This window comes from Burkholderia sp. Tr-862 (genome assembly GCF_011753085.1).
GTDB classification, from domain to species: Bacteria; Pseudomonadota; Gammaproteobacteria; order Burkholderiales; family Burkholderiaceae; genus Burkholderia; species Burkholderia ambifaria.
Window position 1 is genome coordinate 1 of record NZ_VWWG01000390.1, and the last position, 1270, is coordinate 1270.

The 1270-nt window shown below is 60.1% G+C and carries 1 protein-coding gene; it reads right to left on the reverse strand.

All coding sequences use genetic code 11. The annotated features are described in order from the left end of the window. Positions 1-1217, reverse strand: a protein-coding gene (locus F3J14_RS35065) for an IS3 family transposase (protein WP_166726771.1) whose coding sequence is annotated in 2 segments (ribosomal slippage) — positions 1-849 and positions 852-1217 — 1215 coding nt annotated over the 2 segments. Because the reading frame shifts where the segments join, the coding sequence is not laid out codon by codon here. This gene is flagged as partial in the annotation. Between the last annotated feature and the right edge of the window lie 53 nt (positions 1218-1270).

A 1270-nucleotide genomic window follows, 5' to 3' on the forward strand; every position in this document is an offset into this window, starting at 1 on the left:
CGCCCGATGCACCGCATCGGGCGTTTTGTATTTGAGGGCGGCATGTGGCCGCTCGCAGTTGTAGATGTTCACCGACTGTTCGACCATCTTTGCGGCCTGCTTGAGATCGGCCGGGCGATGCAGCAAGAACTCGTCTTTAAGGATGCCGTTGATCCGCTCTGCCAGTGCATTCTGATAGCAGTCGTAGCCATCGGTCATCGAGCAGCGCAGACCATGGCGCCGATGGATGTCCTGGTAATACGTCGAGCAGTACTGGATTCCGCGATCGGAATGGTGGATCAACGGCTGGCGGCTTCGGCGCGTACGCAATGCCTTCTTGAGTGCCTGACTGACTTGCTCGGTCTGCAGGCTGTCGTGGACGTGGTAGCCGACGATCTTGCGCGAGAACGCGTCGGTCACAAGGCTCAGGTACACGAACGGACCAGCGGTCGGCAGATAGGTGATGTCGGCAACCCAAACTTGCTCGGGGGCTTTCGGCACGATTTGCTCCGGGCCGGCTTTCAATAGGTTTGGATGGCGCCGGAAGCGGTGATGGCTATGGGTGGTCTTGTGATACGCGCGGTGTGGCGCGACCAGTAGGCGCGCGGTGCGCAGCACGTCGAACAGCCGGTCCCGCCCCAGCTTGATACCACGCTCGACCAGCGTTGGTCCAAGCAAATGATGCAGCTTGCGCGTGCCCAGCCTCGGTTGTCGCAGGCGGATGTTCTGTACCAGTGAGGTGACGGTCTCGGCTTGCGAGCAGCGACGAGCCTCGCTCTGGCAACGCTTGTAATACGCTTGGCGGCTGATGCCCATGTATCGGCAGGCCCGCTCGACGCTCAGCTTTTCGACCCGCTTTTGCGCGACGACCTGCCCGAAGGCTTTTTTACGGCGATCCCGTAGTCCTTGCGCATCACGTCGATCACCGCCTCGAACAGCGCAGCTTTCTCCTGCGCTTCTCGCAACTGCGTCTCCAGCTCCTTGATGCGCTGCTCCGGTGTGAGTGGCTTCGAATCTTGCTTCGGCATGGTGGAACCTGATCGCGCACGACCGGATGGATCGGCCCAATCCTGCAAGCCGTGCTTACGTAACCATACCAGCACCGTCGAGCGGCCCTGAATGCCGTAGCGTCGCTGCGCCTCTTTGTAAGTCAGATCGCCTTTTTCGACTTGCACCACCACTGACAGCTTAAAAGCCAGGCTGTAGTCCCGCTGCGTCCGCTTGATCCCTTGCTCCATCTGGCACCTCCTCGCCTCGGCGAAAAAGTGTCAACCTATTTCAGGATGGGTCA